The sequence below is a fragment of the Novosphingobium sp. BF6 genome (genome assembly GCF_058273105.1).
Map to the genome: position 1 here is coordinate 1,505,964 of NZ_CM177775.1, position 21,504 is coordinate 1,527,467.

Annotated in this window: 14 protein-coding genes; 10 read left to right on the plus strand and 4 right to left on the minus strand. The window is 66.0% G+C overall.

Features of this window, described 5'->3' with window-relative positions; translation table 11 throughout:
• Positions 1–19 precede the first annotated feature (19 nt).
• The 6 genes from AC4D6D_RS07535 (at position 20) to AC4D6D_RS07560 (ending at position 9,190) form a co-directional block, all read left to right on the plus strand.
• Positions 20–901 carry an XrtA system polysaccharide deacetylase gene (locus tag AC4D6D_RS07535; protein ID WP_147220078.1) on the plus strand — a complete coding sequence of 294 codons (882 nt, stop codon included), beginning with the start codon at positions 20–22 and terminating at the stop codon, positions 899–901.
• Complete coding sequence (locus tag AC4D6D_RS07540; RefSeq protein ID WP_491327125.1) at positions 898–1,974, plus strand: FemAB family XrtA/PEP-CTERM system-associated protein; 1,077 nt, start codon at positions 898–900, stop codon at positions 1,972–1,974. The genes AC4D6D_RS07535 and AC4D6D_RS07540 overlap by 4 nt, the downstream gene beginning before the upstream one ends.
• Entirely contained in the window at positions 1,974–3,200 is a 1,227-nt protein-coding gene (locus AC4D6D_RS07545; protein ID WP_491327126.1) for a TIGR03087 family PEP-CTERM/XrtA system glycosyltransferase, read from the plus strand. Before AC4D6D_RS07540 ends, AC4D6D_RS07545 begins: the two co-directional genes overlap by 1 nt.
• Positions 3,190–4,743 (plus strand): exosortase A, encoded by a 1,554-nt coding sequence (gene xrtA, locus AC4D6D_RS07550; protein ID WP_491327127.1) that lies wholly within the window; start codon positions 3,190–3,192, stop codon positions 4,741–4,743. The genes AC4D6D_RS07545 and xrtA overlap by 11 nt, the downstream gene beginning before the upstream one ends.
• Before the next feature lie 11 nt (positions 4,744–4,754).
• A complete protein-coding gene (locus AC4D6D_RS07555) occupies positions 4,755–6,650 on the plus strand; it encodes an XrtA/PEP-CTERM system amidotransferase (RefSeq protein ID WP_491327128.1) in 1,896 nt (631 codons plus the stop codon).
• 236 nt (positions 6,651–6,886) lie between these two features.
• On the plus strand, positions 6,887–9,190 hold the full coding sequence (locus AC4D6D_RS07560) for an EAL domain-containing protein (protein ID WP_491327129.1): 2,304 nt from the start codon (positions 6,887–6,889) through the stop codon (positions 9,188–9,190).
• Positions 9,191–9,575: 385 nt separating this feature from the next.
• On the opposite strand, the gene zapE is transcribed toward AC4D6D_RS07560, so the two are convergent.
• Together zapE and AC4D6D_RS07570 are read right to left on the minus strand one after the other, a co-directional pair.
• Positions 9,576–10,691 carry a cell division protein ZapE gene (zapE, locus tag AC4D6D_RS07565; protein WP_491327130.1) on the minus strand — a complete coding sequence of 372 codons (1,116 nt, stop codon included), beginning with the start codon at positions 10,689–10,691 and terminating at the stop codon, positions 9,576–9,578.
• Between the two features lie 91 nt (positions 10,692–10,782).
• Positions 10,783–11,565, minus strand: a complete 783-nt coding sequence (locus AC4D6D_RS07570; RefSeq protein WP_147220084.1) for a succinate dehydrogenase iron-sulfur subunit — start codon at positions 11,563–11,565, stop codon at positions 10,783–10,785.
• Positions 11,566–11,831: 266 nt separating this feature from the next.
• Here AC4D6D_RS07570 and AC4D6D_RS07575 point away from each other — a divergent pair, with 266 nt between their 5' ends.
• Positions 11,832–12,116: a DUF4242 domain-containing protein gene (locus AC4D6D_RS07575; RefSeq protein ID WP_491327131.1), complete on the plus strand. Its 285-nt coding sequence runs from the start codon at positions 11,832–11,834 to the stop codon at positions 12,114–12,116.
• 87 nt (positions 12,117–12,203) lie between these two features.
• On the opposite strand, the gene AC4D6D_RS07580 is transcribed toward AC4D6D_RS07575, so the two are convergent.
• Positions 12,204–15,062, minus strand: coding sequence for an Rne/Rng family ribonuclease (locus AC4D6D_RS07580; protein ID WP_491327132.1), 2,859 nt, complete (start codon positions 15,060–15,062; stop codon positions 12,204–12,206).
• Positions 15,063–15,709: 647 nt separating this feature from the next.
• On the opposite strand from AC4D6D_RS07580, the gene AC4D6D_RS07585 reads away from it, so the two are divergent.
• The 3 genes from AC4D6D_RS07585 to AC4D6D_RS07595 all read left to right on the plus strand — a co-directional run bounded on the left by AC4D6D_RS07585 (position 15,710) and on the right by AC4D6D_RS07595 (position 20,609).
• On the plus strand, positions 15,710–16,579 hold the full coding sequence (locus AC4D6D_RS07585) for an N-acetylmuramoyl-L-alanine amidase family protein (RefSeq protein WP_491327133.1): 870 nt from the start codon (positions 15,710–15,712) through the stop codon (positions 16,577–16,579).
• Positions 16,580–16,870: 291 nt separating this feature from the next.
• Complete coding sequence (locus AC4D6D_RS07590) at positions 16,871–19,417, plus strand: penicillin-binding protein 1A (RefSeq protein WP_491327134.1); 2,547 nt, start codon at positions 16,871–16,873, stop codon at positions 19,415–19,417.
• An 85-nt stretch (positions 19,418–19,502) separates the two neighbouring features.
• A complete protein-coding gene (locus AC4D6D_RS07595; protein WP_491327135.1) occupies positions 19,503–20,609 on the plus strand; it encodes an alpha/beta hydrolase in 1,107 nt (368 codons plus the stop codon).
• A gap of 77 nt (positions 20,610–20,686) precedes the next feature.
• Here the strand turns inward: AC4D6D_RS07595 and AC4D6D_RS07600 are convergent, their stop codons facing one another.
• Positions 20,687–21,490 carry a helix-turn-helix domain-containing protein gene (locus AC4D6D_RS07600; RefSeq protein ID WP_147220089.1) on the minus strand — a complete coding sequence of 268 codons (804 nt, stop codon included), beginning with the start codon at positions 21,488–21,490 and terminating at the stop codon, positions 20,687–20,689.
• Positions 21,491–21,504: the final 14 nt, after the last annotated feature.

A 21,504-nucleotide genomic window follows, 5' to 3' on the forward strand; every position in this document is an offset into this window, starting at 1 on the left:
GCCGACAAGGATGGACGCCATGAACGACACCCGACCCATCAACGGCCTCTCGGTCGATGTCGAGGACTGGTTCCAGGTCGGCGCCTTCGAGACGGTGATCGACCGAGCCGACTGGCCCGCGATCCGCACGCGGGTCGAGCGCAATTGCGACGATATCCTCGCGCTGTTCGACGCGGCGGGGGTCAAGGGCACGTTCTTCACGCTCGGCTGGGTCGCGGTGCGCCACCCCCGGCTGCTGCGCCGGATCGCCGAGGCCGGGCACGAGATGGCCAGCCACGGCTGGGACCACGAGCGCGTGTTCCGCATGGATGCCGCGACGTTCGCGCGCGATCTCGACATGAGCCGCAAGGCGATCGAGGATGCCGCCGGGGTCAAAGTGAGCGGCTACCGCGCGCCCAGCTTTTCCATCGATGCGCGCACGCCCTGGGCTTTCGAGGTGCTGGCCGAGCAGGGCTATGCCTATAGCTCCAGCGTCGCGCCGATCGCGCACGACCATTACGGCTGGCGCGAGGCGCCGCGCTTCGCGTTCAACCCGCTGGCGGACAGCCCGCTCGTCGAGATTCCGGTGACGACCGCAAGGTTCGCCGGACGACGGCTGGCGGCTGGCGGCGGCGGGTTCTTCCGGGTGCTGCCCTACGGCTTCTCGCGCTGGGCGATTCGGCAGGTGAATGGCGAGGGGCGCCCGGCGGTGTTCTATTTCCACCCCTGGGAGATCGACCCGAACCAGCCGCGCGTGCCTAACGCGCCGCTGCGCTCGCGGCTGCGGCACTACACCAATCTGGGCGTCATGGCGGGCAAGCTGCGCCAGCTCATCGGCGATTTCCGCTGGGGCCGCATGGACGAACTCGCCGTGCGCGAGGCCGAGCGCGCGGTGCCGCTGCGGGAAGCGCTGGCGGCATGAACGCGCCTTTCGCTCCGGTGGCGGGCGCGGTGCGGCTGGTCGATCTCTCCGATCCCGGTGAAGTGGCGCGGCTGGAACTGTTCACCGCGCGCCACCCACAAGCGACGCCGTTCCATCGCCCGGCCTGGTTCGTCTCGGTCGCACGGGCGACGGGCAACCGCGCGCTGGCGCTGATCGAGGAGCGACAGGGCGAAATCCTCGCCTTCCTGCCGCTCGACGTCATTCATTCGCCGATTTTCGGGAGGCTGCTGGCTTCGTCCGGCTTCGCGGTCGGTGGCGGGCTGCTCACGGCGGAGGGCGCGGACGTCGCGGCGCTGTTCGCGGCGCTGGAGGAACTGGCGCTGCGCCAGTCCTGCCCGGCCATCGAACTGCGGGGCGGGGTGCTGCCGGAAGCTGGAGAAAGCTGGGCGCTCAAAACCGAGAGCCATTGCAACTTCGCCCGCCCACTGGCGGCGGACGACGAGGCGCAATTGCTCGACATTCCGCGCAAGCAGCGCGCCGAGGTCCGCAAGGCGCTGGCGAACGATCTCGACGTGGAGATCGGCACGTCCGAGCGCGACCGCGCCGCGCACTATGCGGTCTTCGCGGAAAGCTATCGCAACCTCGGCACCCCCGTTTTCCCGCGTGGCCTGCTCGATAGCGTGCTCGATGCTTTCGGGGAGGACGCCGACGTGCTGACCGTGCGCCATCAGGGGCGCCCGGTCGCCAGCGTCATCACCCTCTACCATCGCGGCGCGGCCATGCCGTACTGGGGCGGCGGCACCCACGAAGCGCGCGTCCTGCGCGCCAACGACCGGATGTATTACGAGCTGATGCTTCATGCGCGGCGGCGCGGATGCACCATGTTCGACTTCGGCCGCTCCAAGACCGGCAGCGGCGCCTATCACTTCAAGCGCAACTGGGGCTTCGAGCCCGAACCGCTGACTTACGCGACCTGGACCGCGCCCGGCGCGGCCAAACGCGAGGCCGATCCGACCAGTTCCAAGCTCTCGCTCCAGATCAAACTCTGGCAGCGCCTGCCGCTATCCGTGGCCAACCGGCTCGGACCGCTGATCGCGCGCGGGATCGGTTGATGGGCGAGATTCTCTTCCTCGCGCACCGCATTCCGTTCCCGCCCGACCGGGGGGACAAGATCCGCTCGCACAATCTGCTCAAGGCGCTGGCGGCCTTGGCGCCGATCCATCTGGGCTGCTTCGCGGACGACGCGGCGGATCATGCCTGCGAGGGCGAGATGGCCGCGCTGACGGAGAGCCACCTGCTGCTCGCGCGCGGCAAGTCGCTGCCGGTGGCGGGGATCGAGGCGCTCGCCAAGGGCCTCCCGCTCAGCCTGACCGCCTTTCACGACCGCCGCATGGCGCAATGGGTCGGGGAGAGCCTGCGCAGCCGGCCCATCGAGACGATCTTCGTGTTCTCCGGCCAGATGGCGCAATATGTTCCCGAGGACTTTCGCGGGCGGGTGATCGTCGATCTGGTCGACGTCGATTCGGCCAAGTTCGAGGCCTATGGCGCCAAGGGACGCGGCTTCCGCAGCTGGATGGAGCGCCGGGAAGGGCGACTCCTGCGCGTTGAGGAAGCCCGGATCGCACGCCGCGCCGACCGCACTTTGCTCGTCAGCAAGGCCGAGGCGGCGCTGTTCGCCGCGCGGCTGGACGATCCGGCCTGCACGGTCGAGGCGATGGGCAACGGCATCGACAGCGCACTCTTCGATCCCGCAGGCGCAGCGCCGGAGCCGCGCATGCTGGCCCTGAAAGGGCCGCGTCTCGTCTTCACCGGCCAGATGGACTACGCGCCCAATATCGCGGCGGTCGAGCGGGCGATCACCCGTATCCTGCCGCTGGTCCGCGCCCGCTGCCCGGATGCCAGCCTGCATGTCGTCGGGCGCAATCCGCCGCCTGCGTTGCTCGCCCGCCATGGCCGCGAGGGCGTTCATGTCTGGGGCCGCGTCGAGGACATTCGCCCCTGGCTCGCGGCTGCGGATATGGCTCTGGTGCCGCTGGAGATCGCGCGGGGCGTGCAGAACAAGGTGCTGGAGGCGATGGCGATGGAATTGCCGGTCGTGCTCTCGCCGGGCGCCGCGACCGGCATTGAGGCCGAGGACGGACGGCACTTCCTTGTCGCGACAAGCGACGCGGCGCTGGGGAATGCCGTCATCGCACTCGCCGATGACCGGGACCGCAGCCGCGCCATGGGACAGGCGGCGCGCGCGTGGATTTGTGCCCATGCCAGTTGGGAGGCCGCGCTGGCCGTGCTGCCGCGCATGATCGGCATGGAGAAGGAAAGCCTGACCGATGCCGCCTGAGACTCTGGCTGCGAATGCCTCCTCGGGCTGGCACTGGCAGAACGTGCCCGCGCCGTGGCGCTCCGCATTGATCCGCTGGAGCCTTGCCGCGCTCGCTCTGCTGGCCGCCTTTTTCGGCGACTGGGCGGCGATGGCGCGGCAGTGGTGGGATATCTCGACCTACAATCACATCGTGCTGATCCCGCCGATCCTAGGCTGGCTGGTCTGGCAGCGGCGCGGCGAACTGGCGCAGCTGGAGCCGCTGTGCTGGTGGCCGGGGCTGATCCCGATGGCGGGCGCGGCGTTCCTCTGGCTGCTCGGCGCGCTGTCCGGTCTCGATCTCGCCCGTCAGGCAGGCGCGGTGGCGATGCTCGGCGCGACGGTGCCGCTGCTGCTTGGGCCGCGGGTGACGGCGGGGCTGTTCTTCCCGCTCTGCTACATGGCTTTTCTGGTGCCGGTGGGCGAGGAACTGGTCGAAGTGCTCCAGACCATCACCGCGAAGATCACCGTCGCGCTCACCCATGTCAGCGGCATTCCCGCGACCATCGACGGCGTGTTTATCGATACGCCCGCCGGGCTGTTCGAAGTGGCGGAAGCCTGCTCCGGCGTGAAGTTCCTGATCGCGATGATCGCCTTCGGAGCGCTCGCCGCCAATGTCTGCTTCACCAGTTGGCGCCGCCGGGCGGGGATGATGCTGGCCTGCCTCCTGGTGCCGATCCTTGCCAACGGCGTGCGCGCCTGGGGCACGATCTATGCGGCGCAGATCGTCGGCGTGGAGAAGGCGGCGGGCTTCGATCATATCGTCTACGGCTGGGTTTTCTTCGCTGTCGTACTCTCGTTGGTGATCGCGGGCGCATGGCGCTTTTTCGACCGACCGCTCGATGCGCCGATGTTCGACGCCGCCGTCATTGCGCAGTCGCCGATGCTGGGCCGTCTCGAACGCGCGCGCGTCCCGGCGGCGATCGTGCTGGCCGCGCTGGCGCTGATGCTGGTGGGCGCCAAGGCTTGGGCGCATCTCGGCGACACGCTGGCGGCGCCGCTGCCGCAGCGGATCGATCTGCCGCAAGTCCCCGGCTGGAAGCGCGTGGATTATACCCCGGCGATCTGGTGGGAACCGCGCGCGGAAGGCGCCGATCACCGCCTGCTCGGCCGCTATGCCGATGGCGAGGGGCGCAAGGTCGATGTCTTCGTTGCGCTCTATGCCGGGCAGGGCGAGGGCCGCGAGGCGGGCGGCTTCGGGCAGGGCGCCCTGACGCCCGGCACCGCCTGGTCGTGGCAGTCCCCCGGACCCGCGATCGGAGAAGGCCGCAGCGAACGCCTGCTGGGCGGCGGCAAGGTCGAGCGTCTCACTGTGACCTGGTATCGCACCGGAGACCTGCTGAGCGGCAGCAATGCGCGCCTCAAGCTTGCCGTGATCGGTGGAAACCTGCGCCTCCATGCACGGCCCACGGCGATGCTGATCCTCTCGTCGGAAGGCCGTGACGCGGCCGATGCGATTGCCCGTTTCCAGGCCGCTACAGGCCCAACCGGCGCGTGGATGGACCGCGTGACCGGGCTCCGCTAGACCAAGCACTTATGTGTGGAATCGCCGGTATCTATCATCTCGAAACGCCCAAGCCGGTGGACCCGGCGCGGGTGGAGGCCATGTGCGACGCGCTGGCGCATCGCGGGCCGGACGGCAGCGGCGTATGGACCGCACCCGGCGTGGCGCTCGGCCACCGGCGCCTCTCGATCATCGACGTGGCCGGTTCGCCCCAGCCAATGGTCTCGCCGGACGGGCGGGCGATGCTGGTCTTCAACGGCGAGATCTACAATTACCGCGAATTGCGGCGCGAACTGCGCGCCACGGGCGCTGAGTTCCGCACCGACGGCGACAGCGAGGTGATTCTCGCCGCCTGGCAGCGCTGGGGGCCGGACTGCGTCACCCACCTCCACGGCATGTTCGCCTTCGCGATCTACAACCTCGATGCGCGGACCCTGTTCCTCGCGCGCGACCGGCTGGGCGTGAAACCGCTGTTCCTGGCGCCGCTGAGCGACGGCAGCCTCGTCTTCGGCTCGGAACTCAAGGCGCTGCTCGCCCATCCCCTGCTGCGCCGCGAGATCGATCCGCTGGCGATCGAGGACTATCTCGCCTGGGGCTACGTGCCCGATACGCGCTCGATCCTGAAAGGCGTGACCAAGCTGCCTGCGGGCCATTCGCTGCTGCTGCGCCACGGCGCGCCGCTGCCCAGGCCGGTCCAGTGGTGGGACATTTCCTTCGCCGAGCGCCGCAAGGGCAAAGTGGAAGACCTCGAAGCGGAACTGCTCCACCTGCTGCGCGAAGCAGTCACCTCGCGCATGGTCGCCGACGTGCCGCTGGGCGCTTTCCTCTCGGGCGGAGTGGACAGTTCCAGCGTCGTCGCGCTCATGGCCGAGGCGAGCGGTGCGCCGGTCAGGACCTGCTCGATCGGCTTCGACGTCGCCGCGCTCGACGAGAGCGACTATGCCGCGCAGATCGCCCGCCAATTCGGCACCGACCACCGCGCCCGGCAGGTCTCGCCCGACGATTTCGAGGCCATCGACGGCCTTGCCGGGATGTTCGACGAGCCTTTCGCCGATGCCTCCGCGCTGCCGACCTGGCGGGTCTGCCAACTCGCGCGCGAATCGGTGACCGTGGCGCTGTCCGGCGACGGGGCTGACGAGGCCTTTGCGGGCTATCGTCGCCATATCTTCCAGCGCAGCGAGGACCGCGTGCGCGGGCTGATCCCGCAGGCAATTCGCGGGCCGGTGTTCGGCACGCTCGGAGCGGTCTATCCGAAGGCGGACTGGGCGCCGCGCCCGCTACGGGCCAAATCGACGCTGCTTTCGCTCGCGGCGGACAGCGCGGAGGGCTATGCCCGCGCTATCGGGTTCACCCCGCCGGAACTGCGTGATCGGCTCTATTCCGACGATTTCCGCCGCCTGCGCGGGGACTACCGCGCCGAGCAATCCGTGCTCGACCTGATGCGCGCGGCTCCGGCCCGTTCGGGCCTCGACCGCGCGCAATATGCCGATCTCAAGCACTGGCTTCCCGGCGATATCCTGACCAAAGTGGACCGCGCGAGCATGGCGGTCAGCCTTGAAGCGCGAGAACCGCTGCTCGACCACCGCCTGATCGAATTCGCTGCCCGGCTGCCCGAAAGCCTGCGCGTGCGCGGCGGGCAGGGGAAGTGGCTGATGAAGCGGACCATGCGGCGTTTCTTGCCAGAGCCGATTCTCTATCGGCCCAAGCAGGGATTCGTCACGCCGATCGCGCAGTGGTTCCGGGGACCTCTGGCACAGAACGCCCGCGAGATTGCCTCCAGCGCGACGCTGGCGCGGACCGGCTGGTTCGACGCGCCGCGCCTCGGTGCTCTGGTGGAGGACCATATTTCCGGTAAAGGCGATCATTCGCGCCTGCTCTGGCAGCTTCTGATGCTCGATCGATCGCTGACGCATCTGGGCATCTCCTGATTTGCCCTCTGTCCCGAGGCCCGGCTGCGTTAGCCAGGGATGTCGGAAATCTATCGTGAATCGGGATTAACCTAACTTCTTCTTAGGACCTTTGCTCTAGTCCGGGCAGCGACAACGCCATCGCAGGACGTCCATGAACAGAGCAGGTCGTCATTACACGATTGAAATGCGGACGCTTTCCGCCAAGGACAGCCATGTCCTGCGATTGGGCGCAGAGGGGAAGAATTTGCGAGGGCATGATGTCTGACCTCCGCGCGCGGATCGCAAAGATCTGGAAGAGCGCCCGGTTCCGGATCGTCTTCTGGGCGGTGCTGACCGGTGTCCTGCTGGGCGTGACCGGCGCGGCCCTGCCGCTTGAGGACGTGTTGGTGAACGGCCGCACCTGGCTGCGCATGCACCCTTCCAAGGGCGAGATCGTCATGGTCTTGCAGGACGGCAAGACACTTGAGGAACTTGAGGTTCTCGACGTTACCCGCGCGAACGATGCGCAGGTCATCCGCAACTTGCAGGGTGCGGGCGTCAAACGCGTGTTCGTGGATCGCTTCCTGACCGACAACGACAAGGAACCGGGTCGAGATCAGTTCCTGGAGGCGCTCAAGGCGTTTCCGAACCGCGTGTTCCTGGGCGCGATGCCTGCCAAGGATGGCCCGCGGGGCAATTACGCCGCTGCAATGCCTTCACGCGCATTTCTTGAAAATGCCGAGGCCGTATCGCTGCTGGCGCTCGAACACCCATTCAACCTGAGCACGAGTTTCCCGTTCGCTTCGAATAGCCGGATCGGTGTCATTCCCAGCATGGCAGCCAAGATCGCCGGAGTATCGAGATCTACCGACCGCGTTTTCCGGCCGGACTACGCCATCGATTACACGACTTTCCCGACGGTTAGCTATGTCGACATCCTCAAGGGGCGATTCGACAAGACGGCCATTCGCGGCAAGGACGTCATCATTGCACCCAGCGCGGAAGTCTATCACGACCTCCACACCTTGCCCGCGCAGGGATATGCACCCGGCGCGTTCTTCCATGCCATCGCAGCGGAAACCCTGAGGGAAGGCGTTCCGCTTGAACTGGGGTGGCTTCCCGCCTTCCTCGTGGTGCTGGGCGTTGTCCTGACAGGACTTGGCCGGGGTCGCGTTCTCGATGTCTATCGTTTCACGGGCCTGGTCGCCGTTCTGATCGTGGCGCCGTTGGCACTCGATCAGTTCCGTATCCAGGTGGACATCGTTCCCGCGATCGCCATGGCGGCGGTGGCCGTGTTCCGGATGCGCAATCTCGACCGTGTCGAGGTGGCCGGAGAGACCAATTCGGGTTCGGGCCTGCCGAGCATTCAGGTCCTGCGCAAGTACGATGCGGTATCGAGCCGCATTCTCGTGGCGCTTCAAATCCGCAACTACGGAGCGATCATCGGCAGTTTTGCCGAGCATGTCGAAGGGCAGGTCGCCAACGAGATCGTGCGACGCATCCGCATCAGCGACAGCGAAGTCACGGTTTATCACGAAGGCGGCATGTTCATGTGGCTCTCGACGATCCGCAGCACTTTCGATCTGTTCGAGAACCTCGAAGGCTTGCACCGGATCGTCCAGAACGGCATTCAGGTCGGCGGGCTCGACATCGACCTCTCGTTCAACTGCGGCATCGATTCGGAATTCGATCGCCCGGTTTCCAGCCGAGTCGCCAGCGCCATGCAATCGGCCGAGGAGGCCGTGCGCAACGACGAACTCGTCTACAAGTTCGACAGCCGCAAGCATGAGGCGCAGTGGGAAATCTCGCTGCTCACCCAGCTCGACCGCGCGATCGACAACGGCGAGGTCTGGGTCGCCTATCAGCCCAAGCTCGACGTCGCCAGCAACCGCGTGACCGGCGCCGAGGCCCTTGTCCGCTGGACCCATCCGGAGCGCGGCCCGATCAGCCCGGACAAGTTCATCCGCATTGCCGAGGAATTCCACCGGATCGAACGAATCACGCGGTTCGTAATCGACGATGCCGTGCGCTCGGCGGTGGAACTGCGCCGTCATGGTTTCGACATGACCATGTCGGTCAACATCTCCGCCCAGCTCCTGCGCAATCCGGGGCTGCCGGGCATGATCGCGGAAATCCTCGCGACTTATGGTCTGCCTGCGGACAAGCTGACCCTGGAGATCACCGAGACAGACCGTCTGGACCGCAGCTCGCGGACGTTCCAGATGCTCCAGAAGCTCGTCCAGTCCGGTATCCATCTCTCGATCGACGATTTCGGCACGGGCAACGCGACGATCGACTACTTGCGCTATCTCCCGGCCACCGAGGTCAAGATCGACAAGGTCTTCATCCAGGCGATGGAAGGGAACAAGGAAGATCTCCTGCTCGTGCAGTCCATCATCGAAATGGCCCACTCGCAGGACCGGGTCGTGGTGGCCGAGGGTGTCGAGACTCAGGCGGCGCTGGAAATCCTGCGCGCGATGCAGTGCGATGTGATCCAGGGCTACTATGTGAGCCGTCCCGTCCCGTTCCGGGATCTCCTCACGCAAATCGTGGGGAGAGAGCCGCGACGAACTGGTTAAAAAAGTCTTGATGACTTTTTAACCTATTGTTATCCATGTGCTCAGCCGCAAGATAGCGGCGGTTCACATGGGGTAATGTTATGTACAGCTGGAACTGGGGCAGCTACGGCCGCTAATAACCAAAATCGGGTGCGGCACTTCGCAAGAAGTGCCGCACTTTCTCGTTATGGAGTTGGAAAACGCAATAAATCAGGGCTTTAATGCGGATATAGCGTGTTCCAGAAACATGCTGACGTCCTCTCCGGCATAGGAGCAGGGCGTTTTTTATTGCCGCCGGTCTGTTAACGACTTGGAGCAGAGTCGCTTTGTTCGGGCAAGAATCGTTGCTCGCGAAAGCATTTGGCAGCTCTCGCGTTAACGATTGATTCGCAGACTGTTAACGATTTCAGTCTTCGCCGTGGCCCATGGCGAGGTAATCGGCGCTCTGCATCTCGTTGAGACGGCTGACCGTGCGCTCGAATTCGAAGCGGCCGTCGCCGGCCTCGTAGAGATCTTCCGGGGTGGCATCGGCCGCAGCGATCAGCTTGACCTTGTTCTCGTAGAGCGCGTCGATCAGCGTCACGAAGCGCGCGGCTTCGTTGCGGCGATCAGGGCCCATCTTCGGAATCCCCATGATGAGGACCGTGTGATAGGCGCGGGCGATCGCCAGATAGTCCGCCGCGCCGCGCGCTTCGCCGCAGAGGCGCTTGAAGCTGAACACGCCGACGCCCTTCAGGCTCTTGGGGACGTGCAGCATGCGCCCGCCGCCCACGTCGATGTCGGCAGAAGGTACGTGCTCGCTGTCTTCCGGCGGATAGTCGGTCAGGCGGTAGAAAACCTCGCGCGCCAGCTCCGTGGCTTCCTCGCCCAGCGGATGATACCAGGTCGCCATGCCGCCGAGGCGGTGAAGGCGGTAGTCGGTCGGGCCGTTGAGCGTCAGCACGTCCAGTTCCTTCTCGATCAGGTCGATGAAGGGCAGGAAATGCTCGCGGTTGAGGCCGTTCTTGTAGAGGTCCTTCGGCGCCCGGTTCGAAGTGGTGACGATCGTCACCCCTTCGTCGAGAATGAGGTGCGTGAAGAGCCGGCTCATGATCATGGCATCGGCCGAATTGTTCACCACCATCTCGTCGAAGGCGAGAACGCGCACGTTGCGGGCGATCGTCGCCGCGACCGGCGGAATCGGGTCACCGCTTTCCTTGCGGCGTTCCTCGCGCAGCAGCGCATGGACTTCCAGCATGAAGGCGTGAAAGTGGATGCGGCGCTTTTCCTCGATGTCGAGGGTCTGGTGGAACAGGTCCATCAGCATGGACTTGCCGCGCCCGACGCCGCCCCACATGTAGAGGCCGCGCGGGGAGGGGGCCTTCTTGCCCAGCAGCTTGCCGAACAGGCCGGTGGAAGTCCGCGCCTTGTAGATCTCGCGCTGAAGCTGATTCAGCCGCTCCGCGGCGGCGGCCTGTTCCGGATCGGAACGAAGCTCACCGGTCGCGACCAGCGTTTCGTAACGTTCGAGCATCGCGGTCATTGCAGGCCTGCCTTGAAGTGCGGACCTGCGACGGGAGATGGTTCGGACGACACGGGGTCAGCGCAGTTGAGGCAAGGTCTGGTCCGAAGACTCAGACCTGACGCTCGGCCTGCATCTTCTTGATTTCGGCGATCGCACGCGCGGGCGAGAGGCCCTTGGGGCAGACGTTCGCGCAGTTCATGATCGTGTGGCAGCGATAGAGGCGGAAGGGATCTTCCAGCTCGTCCAGGCGCTCGCCGGTCATTTCGTCGCGGCTGTCGGCCAGCCAGCGATAGGCCTGGAGCAGGATCGCCGGGCCGAGGAACTTGTCGGAATTCCACCAGTAGCTCGGGCACGAGGTCGAGCAGCAGGCGCAGAGGATGCACTCGTAGAGACCGTCCAGCTTCTCGCGCTGTTCGGGGCTTTGAAGGCGTTCCTTGCCCGAGGGCGTGGTCGAAACCGTTTGCAGCCAGGGGCGGATCGAGGCGTACTGCGCGTAGAAGTGCGTGAAATCGGGAACGAGGTCCTTGATCACTTCCATGTGCGGCAGCGGGGTGATGCGGATGTCGCCCTTGAGGTCCTCGATCGCGGTGGTGCAGGCGAGGCCGTTCGAGCCGTTCATGTTCATCGCACAGGAACCGCAGATGCCTTCGCGGCACGACCGGCGGAAGGTCAGCGTCGAATCCAGCTCGTTCTTGATCTTGATGATCGCGTCGAGAACCATCGGGCCGCAATTGTCGAGGTCGATCTCGAACGTGTCGTAGCGCGGATTCTCGCCCGAATCCGGGTCATAGCGGTAGACGGTGAACTTCTTGACGCGCGTGGCGCCCTCGGCCTTGTGAACCTTGCCCTGCTTCTTGATCTTGCTGTTGGCCGGGAGGGTGAAGCTCGCCATGAAGAAATCCCCGTGATCTTGCACTGCGGCACGAACCGCGACTGTGAATGTCCCCTTAGCGATTCAACCGCGTGGGGCAAGGGCCAGAGTGGGTGTGATAGCGGTTTCGTGGCCTCAGGGTGTTGCAAATCGGTCGTGCGGGATTGCGGCAGGCGAACGATTCCCGGCGCGGCGCGGGTTAAACGGGCGTATGACAGTCCGATCTGGCGGGCCGCGAGGACGGCATCCGGCGATCCGCGCGGTCCCGAAGACATGGGAGAGCGGCGATGATGAAGCGCTATGTGATCGAGCGCGACTTGCCCGGCGTGGGCGGCATGAACAGTGCGGAACTGGGCGGCGCGGCGCGCGCGTCCAATGCTGCGCTGGCGCGGATACCCGGCGTGCAGTGGGAGCACTCCTACGTCGCCGGGGACAAGACTTTCTGCATCTACCTGGCCGAAAGCGAGGAGCGGATTCGCGAACATGCGGAAATGTCGGGCTTTCCGGCTACGCGCATTACCGAGGTTGCGGCGATCATCGATCCGACGACCGAGCAAAGCTGCGTGATCTGACGGCAAAAGGCCCCGCACGTTGCCGTGCGGGGCCTTTTTCTGGAGGAGGGCGGCCTGAACCGCCCACACACCGTCAGTTTTCGGTCGTCAGTTGCCGAAAGTGCGCTGCCACCAGCCACGACGCGGACCCGAGGCGTCGTCCGAAGACTCGGCGGCAGCGGTCTCTTCGTTGGCGGACGTCACGGCGACCGGCTCTTCGGCTACCGGTTCGGCAGCGGCCTTGGCGGCAGTCTTCGGCTTCGCCCGGGTCGCGGTCTTGCGTGCGGGTTTGGCGGGGGCTTCCGCGGTCTCGGCAGTGTTGGCCTTGCGGGCGCGGGTGCGCTTCGGCTTGGCAGGCGCTTCCTCGGCGGCCGGAGCTTCCGCTGGCGCTTCGGCGGTTTCCTCGGCCTTCTTGCGGCGCGTGCGCTTCGGCTTGGCCGGAGCCTCTTCCTCGGCAGCCGGTACTTCGGCGGCCGGAGCTTCGGTTACGGCTTCGACCGTCTCGGCCTTCTTGCGACGGGTGCGCTTCGGCTTGGCCGGGGCCTCTTCCTCGGCGGCCGGTGCTTCGACGACCGGAGCTTCGGTTACGGCTTCGACCGTCTCGGCCTTCTTGCGACGGGTGCGCTTCGGCTTGGCAGGTGCTTCCTCGGCCTCGACGACCGGTTCGGCGGCGATCACCACTTCGGCGACGACTTCGACCGGTTCCTCCGCTTCGGTCACGGCCTCGGCCACTTCCTCGCCGCCTTCACCGTTCTCGGCGCCCTCACCGTTCTCGTCTCGACGACCGCGCCGACGACGGCCACCACGGCGGCGACGCTTGCGCGGTGCCTCCGAGTCGTCGCCTTCCGCGGCAGGTGCGAATTCGCCGTCGGTTTCGGCATCCGCTTCACCGTCTTCGACAGCGGTTTCAGCGTCAACTTCGCCTTCAGCCTCGAATTCGGCGCCTTCTTCCGAGCCGTTCTCGTCGCGGCGATCGCGACCACGACCCCGGCGACGCTTGCGACGCTTGCGACGCGAGCCGCCTTCATCGTCCTCGTCACGGGTTTCGCCGCGCGATTCGTTTCGGCCGCGCGCTTCCTCGCGCTCTTCCTCGGCGAACTCTTCTTCCTCGTCGATGAAGTCGTCCTCGACGTCTTCGGCGATCGGGTCGAAGCGCGGAACGAATTCGTTCCGCGGGCCGGAGGAGATGACGCGCATCTTCGCGCCTTCGTTCTCGCCTTCGGGGATCACTTCGACATTGACGCCGTAGCGGTCCTCGATGTCGGCGAGATCGGTGCGCTTGGCGTTGAGCAGGTAGATCGCCGCTTCGGTCGAGGCGAAGAGCGAAACCACGACGCCCTTGCCCTTGGCCGCTTCGTCCTCGATCAAGCGCAGCGCCGAGAGACCCGCCGAGCTGGCGGTGCGGACGAGGCCGGTGCCGTCGCAGTGCGGGCAGGAGCGAGTGGTCGCTTCCAGCACGCCGGTGCGCAGGCGCTGGCGGCTCATTTCCATCAGGCCGAAGCTGGAAATGCGGCCGACCTGGATGCGGGCGCGGTCGTTCTTGAGCGCTTCCTTGACCGCCTTCTCGACCTTGCGGACGTTCGAGCCGTACTCCATGTCGATGAAGTCGATGACGACCAGACCGGCCATGTCGCGCAGGCGAAGCTGGCGGGCGATTTCCTGCGCGGCTTCGAGGTTGGTGGCGACCGCCGTCTGCTCGATTCCGTGCTCCTTGGTGGCGCGGCCCGAGTTGATGTCGATCGAGACGAGCGCCTCGGTCGGGTTGATGACGATGTAGCCGCCCGAACGCAGTTGCACGACCGGATCGTACATCGCGGTCAGCTGGTCTTCGGCGCCGTAGCGCTGGAACAGCGGCACGGGATCGGAATAGGGCTTAACCTTGCGGCCGTGGCTCGGCATCAGGAGCTTCATGAAGTCCTTGGCCGCGCGGTAGCCTTCCTCGCCCTCGACGACGACTTCCTCGATATCGCGGTTATAGATGTCGCGGATCGCGCGCTTGATGAGGTCGCTGTCCGAATGGATCAGCGCCGGGGCGGCCGAGCGCATCGTCTGTTCGCGCAGCTCGTCCCAGAGGCGGGCGAGGTAGTCGAAGTCGCGCTTGATCTCGGTCTTGGTGCGCTGGAGGCCCGCCGTGCGGACGATGCAGCCCATCGAGCGCGGCAGGTCCATTTCGGCGATGATCGACTTCAGGCGCTTGCGGTCCGAAGCCGAGCTGATCTTGCGGCTGATGCCGCCGCCATGGCTCGAATTCGGCATGAGCACGCAGTAGCGGCCCGCGAGGCTGAGGTAGGTGGTGAGGGCGGCGCCCTTGTTGCCGCGTTCTTCCTTGACGACCTGCACCAGCAGCACCTGGCGGCGGTGGATCACGTCCTGGATCTTGTAGCGGCGGCGCAGCGCCATGCGTTTGGCGCGCAGTTCGTCGGCTTCCTTCGAGCGACCGCCGCTGCGGCCACCCTGGCGGCGACCACGGCCGCGGCGGCCACGGCCACCGTTTTCTTCCTCGGACGCTTCTTCCTCGGCGGTTTCGAAGCCGTTCTCGACGGCGCCGTCCTCGATCGTGGCGACCTGGTCCTTCTCGGACGTGTCGACTTCGGTCAGGCCGCCGTCGTCGTAGCCGTCGCCGCCGTCTTCGTCCTCGTCATCGCCTTCCGAAGCGCGCAGGGCGGCTTCTTCCTCGGCATGGGCGGCTTCTTCCGCCAGCAGGGCCTCGCGGTCCTCCTTGGGGATCTGGTAGTAGTCGGGGTGGATTTCGCTGAAGGCCAGGAAGCCGTGGCGATTGCCGCCGAAATCGACGAACGCCGCCTGAAGCGAAGGTTCCACGCGGGTAACCTTCGCCAGGTAGATGTTGCCCTTTATCTGCTTCTTGTCGGCCGATTCGAAATCGAACTCTTCAATGCGATTTCCCTTGAGTACCGCCACCCGCGTTTCTTCCGGGTGGCGCGCATCGATGAGCATGCGCGTTGCCATTGTATAATCTCCGTACGCGCTCTGCCCCGGCCGGATCAGCCAGGGTGGCGCGTGTCTGTGCGATGATGCCCGCCGTGAGGACATGAGGCCTGCCGGATGCGGCAAGGCCTGTCTCGAAACGGGCAGGGGTAAAGTGTGAAACGGGGCAATCCAGCGCCCCGAGTGCGACGGTTTTTCTGTCTGCCGCGCCGGAAGGCGCGGTGGTGCCTGCGGTCTTGCGGCGGAGTGCCGAGAGACGTGCGGGCGTGTCTGCGAGCGGAAGTGCGCGTGGCGATTTCGGACACGCGAAGAATTGCGCCCACACCGCCACCGCCCGTTCGGGCGTCGGCTGGCAAGGCGGCAATTGGCTTCTCATCTCTCGCGTCAACCTGTTCGATCCGGAACGAATTTTCCGGCTTTTGACGGCCGGGACTTGGCCTTGTCGGTCTTGCCCGGCGCCGTTCGAGGCGGCGTCTTTCCGGAGTGCAAGGGCCGAGGCTTTTTTGTCCCGGGTCGGAACGGCCTAGCATTCAAGACACTGTACGGCAAGTTCATTGCCGAACTGTGTGTCATATCGCGCTCCGGATTGCCGCCAGAGGCGTGAAATCGGGGGAAAAGCGCGTCATGGCGGGATTGCCGGGCGGGCAGGGCGATCCTAGTCAGAGGCCATGTCGCGCCCGATCCAGCTCGCCATGATCCTGTCGGCGCCTCTGGCGCTGGTGATCGCGTTGTGGGTGCTCTGGCCGCGTTTCGTGCTCTCGCCCCGCGATCTCGATTACGTCGTCCGCTTCGATCTGCCCGATGGCAACATGCCGGTGGACCTGCCGAGAGTGGACGGCCCGCCCGACGCCAGTCGTCCGCTGGTGGTGATCGACGCCGGGCACGGCGGTTTCGATCCCGGCGCGGGGCAGGGCGACCTCAAGGAAAAGACCGTGGCGCTGCGGATCGCCACTGCCTTGCGCAACCGCCTGCTCGAAAGTGGCGGCATTCGCGTGGCGCTGACCCGCGACGCCGACCGCTTCATTGCCTTGCCGGACCGGCCCGACATCGCGCGCCGTCTGGGCGCCGATCTCTTCGTATCCATCCATGCCGACAGTGCCGATGCCGATTCCGCGCGCGGCGCCAGCGTCTACGTCCTGTCCGAGAAGGGGTCGAGCGAGGCGGCCGAACGCTTCGCTGCGCGCGAGAACCAGGCTGGCCGCGTCAACGGCGTGGCGCTGGCGCAGACCAGCCAGACGGTGGGCGCGATCCTGCTCGACCTGTCGCAGCGCGGCACGCAGGCGGGATCGACGCAAGTGGGCGAACTGGTCCTGCGCGAGATGCGCGGCACCGGTCTTGGCCTGCACCGCGACGAAGTGCAGACCGCTGCGCTCGCCGTGCTCAAGGCGCCGGATATCCCGTCGATCCTGTTCGAGACCGGCTATATCAACAACCCGGCGGATGCCGAACTGCTCGGCTCGCGGGCCGGGCAGCAGGCGCTTGCGGATGCCGCCGCCCGCGCCATCCGCGCCTATTTCGCGCGCAAGGGCGGGGCGTGAAACGGAACTGCTGGCAGAGCCAGCGCTGCGACGAAAAGAGTGCTCGGCGTCTGGCCTTGCCGGAAAAGGGCGTGCTAGGGCGTGATGGGCTCGACCGGAGCGGCTCAGTCTCCGATTAATCTGTTGTTGCCGCATTTTCCGGACGCTCGGTGTTTCCACCTGACCCGAAAATGCTTCAGAGCAGTTTTTCGATTCTACGCATCGGAAAACCGCTCTGGATTTTTGTTTATCGCATTTCCGAGTCATCAGGTGATTCCACCTGATTAGAAAATGCTCTAGAGGGCAGTCGAAATGACCGACGAGATCATCGACAACGGCGCCGAGCAGCCGCCCGAGGACGCCCACTATCGCATCCATCGCGGCGCCGGTTCGCGCTTTACCCGGCCATTTGCCGCATTCGGCGGGGCCTGGCGCGAGCGCAAGTGGCTCCGGCGTTTCACGTATGCCGGAGGGGTCGGCCTCGTCGCGCTGGGCGGACTCTGGGTCGCTTTCACCCATGACCTGCCCGATGCCAGCAAGCTGCTCGAATATCAGCCGCCGCTGCCGACCATGGTGCGCGGCGTCGATGGCGCGATCGTCTACAGCTATGCCCGCGAACGCCGCGTGCAGCTGCGCTACGTCGATTTTCCGAAGCCGCTGATCGATGCCTTCCTCTCCGCCGAGGACAAGACCTTCTGGACCCATGGCGGCGTCGATGTCACCGGGCTTGGGGCCGCGGTAATCGACTATGCCTCGAAGCTGGGCACCGGCGACCGCGCCCGCGGCGGTTCGACGATCACCCAGCAGGTCGCCAAGAACATCCTGATCGGCGACGAGTATTCGGTCACCCGCAAGCTCAAGGAAATGGTGGTCGCCCGCCGGATCGAGAGCGTGCTGAACAAGCAGCAGATCCTCGAACTCTATCTCAACGAGATCCCGCTCGGCCGCCAGAGCTTCGGCGTGCAGGCGGCGGCCCGCGCCTATTTCGGCAAGGACGTCGACCAGCTGCAGCTTCACGAGGCGGCGTTCCTGGCGATCCTGCCCAAGGCGCCGGAACGCTACGGCCGCAAGCAGTACGAGGACATGGCGATCGAGCGTCGCAACTGGGTGCTCGACCAGATGGTCACGAACGGCTGGGCCAGCCGCGCCGACGCCGATGCCGCCAAGGCGCAGCCGCTCGGCCTGATCGCCCGCCGCGTGGAGACCTACCCCACCGGCAACGGCTACTTCATCGAGGAAGTGCGCCGCCGCCTGATCGACCAGTACGGCGAGAAGGCCGAGGACGGCCCGAACAGCGTCTATGCCGGCGGTCTCTGGGTGCGCACTTCGCTCGACTACCAGATGCAGGACGCGGTGCGCGATGCCTTGCGCGCGGGTCTGCTGCGCTATCAGGGTGCCCGCGCCTGGTCGCGCCCGATCGCCCATATCGACGACATGAGCACCTGGCAGTCCCAGCTGATCGTTTCCAACAAGACGATCGACTACAAGGACTGGCGCGTCGGCGTGATCCTCGAGCGGGGCGGCTCGACCGGGCGGATCGGCTTCGCCGACGGCAATATCTCGGCCCTGACCAATATTTCCGAGCTTGCGAAAGTGGGCGATCTCGTGGCCGCGGCGCCGGTGTCCTCGGGCACTTATGCGGTGCGGACGATTCCGGAAGTCTCGGGCGGCATGGTCATCGAGCAGCCCGGCACCGGCCGCATCATGGCGATGCAGGGCGGGTTCGATTCCGGCCTCGATTCCTTCAACCGCGCGGTCCAGGCCGAGCGTCAGCCCGGCTCGACGATCAAGCCCTTCGTCTATGCCACCGGCCTGCAATACGGCATGACCCCGGCGACGCAGGTGCTCGACGGCACCTTCTGCGTCTATCAGGGCGGCGCGCTGGGCAACAAGTGCTTCCGCAACTTCGGCGGCGAGGGCGGCTCGGGCAGCCATACGATGCGCTGGGGCCTCGAACAGTCGCGCAACCTGATGACCGTGCGCATCGCCAACGATACCGGAATGAACCGCGTGGTGAAGACCTTCAAGACGGTCGGCATCGGCGACTACAAGCCCTATCTCTCCTTCGCGCTCGGCGCCGGTGAGACGACGGTGTCGCGCATGGTCAACGCCTATTCGGCACTGGCGAACAACGGCGTGCAGTTCGCCTCCTCGCCGATCGACTACGTGCAGGACCGCAATGGCAAGGTGATCTGGAAGTCGGACAACCGCCGCTGCGATACCTGCAACATGCCCGAGTGGGACGGCAAGCCGATGCCGCGCATCCAGCGTCGGGGCAAGCAGGTCATCGATTCGGGCACCGCCTATCAGGTGGTGCACATGCTCGAAGGCGTGGTGACGCGCGGCACCGCCGTCGTCCTGCGCGATCTCGGCATTCCGATGTTCGGCAAGACCGGCACCACCAACGGCCCGACCGACGTCTGGTTCGTCGGCGGCACGCAGGACTATGTTGGCGGCGTCTATCTCGGCTACGATACGCCGCGCTCGCTGGGCGGCTATGCCCAGGGTGGCCGAATTTCCGCGCCGATCTTCAAGCAGGTGGTCCAGGCCACCAGGGAGCGCTGGGGTACGCAGCCCTTCGTCGCGCCTGCCGGTATCCGGATGGTCCGGATCGACCGCGTCAGTGGCAAGCAGGTCATGGGCGTGGAGCCGGGCAATGAAGCCAAGGCCGCGGTGATCTGGGAGGCCTTCAAGCCCGACACCGAACCGCGCCAATATTCGCCGGAGGACGAATTCGCCCGTCGCCGCGACGCGCTCGTCGCGCAGATTCGTGGCGTGCAGGAGGCGCGTCAGGCTGCCGCTGCGGCCAAGGCTGGAGACGTGCAGGACTTTGCCGAACAACAGGGGGGCGTTTATTGATCCGGGTGAAGGGCATTTCCCTGCCTTTCACTCGCAAAGCCCGAACTGCTTAAGTACAACGATCCTTCCAGACAGGGAGGATGGGATGCAGTTTGTGATCGATACGAAGAAGCGCGCTTCGACTTTCGCATATCTGGTGCCGGGGCTGGCTGCCTTGCTGGTGCTTGCCGCGCCGACAGGGCTTGCGGCCAAGGACGCCGCCCCGGTGGTCTCGACCGCAACGCAGGAAACCGCCGACACCCCTTACATTCGCCCGGACGTGGCCGCCTATCTCAAGGCCTCCAATGCCCAGCCGATGCCGGCGCTGACCGCAGAGGTCATTGCCCAGACCCGCAAGCTGCCGCCCTCCGCCATGCCTTCGCGAGACCTCCCGGTCGGCAATATCGCCGTGGTCAAGGATCTCACCATGCCGGGCGGCGAGGCCGGGCCGATCGCGCTGCGCCTGTTCGATAGCCGGACGGATCGTGGACCGGGGCCGGTCGTCGTCTATTACCACGGCGGTGGCTATGTGCTCGGCAGCATCGATACCCATGCCGCTCTGGCCGCCGAGATTTCCCGTCAGCTTGATCTCCCCGTGGTTTCGGTCGAGTACCGGCTTGCCCCGGAACATCCCTGGCCTGCGGCTCCCGACGATGGCGAGGCCGCCGCGCGCTGGGTCGCCGCCAACGGCAGAGTGCTGGGCCGCGACGTTACCGGCCTCGTGCTCAGCGGGGACAGTGCCGGTGGGAATCTCGCCCTGATCGCCGCGGCGGCCTTGCGCGACAAGCCGGCGGCGGTGCCGGTCATCATGCAGGTGCCGATCTATCCGGCGACGGACTTCACCCGCGAATATCCCTCCATGAAGCAGTTCGGCCATGGCTACGGTCTGGATGACAGCATGACCGCGCTGTTCCGCCAGCACTACAAGGCCGACCCGAAAAGCCTGAAGACCTCCCCGATCCTGGGCGATCTCACGGGCCTGCCGCCGACGGTACTGGTGACGGCGGGCCTCGATCCCTTGCGCGATCAGGGCCGGGCCTATGCGGCGAAGCTCGTGGAAGCGGGGGTGCCGACCACGTATTACGAGGGGCGCGGCCTGATCCACGGCTTTGCGACGTTCCGCCGGGCCGTGCCTTCGGCGCAGGCGGACACCGTGAATTTCCTCAAGCTCGCCAAGTCGATGCTGGACGAGATTCAGGCGAGCGCGAAGTGAGCCGAATCTGAATGATGGGCCCCGCGAGCGACGTCGCGAGGCCCGTCCCGTATCGGTGCGACCCGTTCAGGCCCGCATCAGGCAGCGTGCGGAAGTTGTTCGGGTTCCGGCATGACGACCGGATCGGGCAGGCACTTGCGCATGGCTTCGCTCAGCGACTGGAGCAGGGCCTCCGGATTGACCTTGTCGTCCTTGCCGTAGATCAGGCTGATGACCAGCGGATGGCCTTCGGGTTGCCGGGGGACGAGGCCGGAGAGCGCCTCGGCGCCGCTGCCGAACCCGGCCGGGCCGAATACGTAGCGCGGATCGCGACAGGCGTCGACGCGTGCCATCATGTCCGAGAACTGGAACTTTTCGAGTTCGCCAGCCTCGGCGTTGAGGCGGCGCACCATGCCTTCGCAGCGCTGGCGGGCAATCGTCGAGAGCATGAGCAGGCCGGCGCCGTTGCGGGCCAGCGGTTCCTTCACGCCCCCGGCAAGCTCACGGGTGGCGGCAAGGGCGCGGGGGCCGTGGCGCCAGTTCACGATCTGCACGTCGAGGCCGACCATCGAGGTGAGGGCGACCGACAGCCCGGTCTGCGCCACGAGCCGGTCCATCAGGCGAACGATGCGTCCGTCGCGGACCAGTTCGGGCTGGCCCGAGGTGCCGATCAGGGCCGCGCGCGGCGTCAGGCTATAGGCGCGCGAGTAGGGGTCCTTGTGCAGGAGGCCCAGCTCGACGAGGCTGGAAAGCAGTTCCGAGGTGCTCGACTGCGGGCGATTATAGCGCCGCACGATGTCCATGACGGTCGCTTCGCGATGGGAATCGTCGAAATATTCCAGCACTTCGATGACGCGGCGGGCGATCTTCGCCTTGTTCGATGAGGTCGTCTTTCCAGGCATGAGGTCTCTCCTCC